We start from the raw sequence: 1,201 nt of genomic DNA, 5'->3' as shown, positions 1-1,201 counted from the left end.
CCGTACATCGACGGTGATGAACAGGGAGAAAAGTCTAACTTATGGATGTATGATACCAAGAAGAAAGAAAACTTTGAACCTTACCAAAGTATTGAGACTTCTTCTTTTACTTGGTCCCCTGTATCAAATGAACTGGCTTATTTATCTGGATGGGTACTAAATGTTACTAAGATGAAGGATGGTAGGCCTTCTGGATTTCAAAATGTGTCGTTAGGTGTTAGTGGCTTTGAGTGGTATCCAAACGGGAAAGAGTTAATTGTTTCTGCTGGCTCAAACCGCCTTCCCACAGGCTGGGAACCGATTAAGTTGTATCGTATTCCCAAGGATATGAATCTTGATGAGAAAAAAGCGAAACTATTATACTCAATTCCAATTGATGAAAATAATATATTTGCCGTTACTGTTGGTGACTTCAAGTGGAGTCATGACGGCAAATGGGTCAGCTTTCTCGGTACCCCGACACCTTCTTGGGCAATGGACAGTAATCCATTATGTGTCTTATCTTCTGATGGAAAAGTGTTTCAGGACATCGGTAGGATGTTAGGATTTAGTGACTGGTTTAAGTGGGCACCACACGCCAACCAATTAGCTTATATTTCAGGAGAAGGACGGTTTTTTGTTGAAAATAAGATTACTAAAATTGCTGAAATAAAGGCATCCACCAAGCAGGTAGAGTATACACCGAAAGGATATGTAGACCTAGATTTGGCGTGGCTCTCACCTTCTAAAGTAATCGTCGCACGTTCACATGAAAACAAATCGTGGAAAGAGGGTCCAGTTCCCACAATGTTCACTTCTCTTTTTGAGATAGATTTGGACTCAGGTACTCAGAATCAAATCACATTTCCAAAAGAAAATGAGTTAGATGAAGATCCTCAGGTCGTTGAATCTTATCTCACATGGGTACGCAGGCAAGATAAAACGCACAAAGGTAATGTATTGATAAGGCATGAAGAGCAGAAAGAAGCGAGAATATGGATAGAAGATGTAGATTTTTCACCTGCTATATTTAGAGGACAAAAAAACTTTTAGCATAATTTGTTCCCATACACAGATGTAAATGTAAAAGTAAAGCTAACACGCAGAATATATCACCCAAAATTACAGGCAGTCCGTTTTGGACTGCTTTTCCTATTCTCTATTCCGAAAGTGAACTAATTCCAAGCACCCAATCGCCTTCCTTCTTCAACTAACCTGCCCC

The 1,201-nt window shown here is 39.8% G+C and carries 1 protein-coding gene; it reads left to right on the top strand.

Annotated features, from left to right (window positions below):
* A partial coding sequence (locus tag JCM21738_RS21845; protein ID WP_023627832.1) for a hypothetical protein occupies positions 1-1,032 on the top strand: 1,032 nt, incomplete at its 5' end.
* Positions 1,033-1,201 lie beyond the last annotated feature (169 nt).

Source organism: Mesobacillus boroniphilus JCM 21738, from assembly GCF_000517385.1.
Taxonomy (GTDB): Bacteria; Bacillota; Bacilli; order Bacillales; family Cytobacillaceae; genus Mesobacillus; species Mesobacillus boroniphilus.
This window is presented reverse-complemented; position numbering and strand designations above follow the sequence as displayed.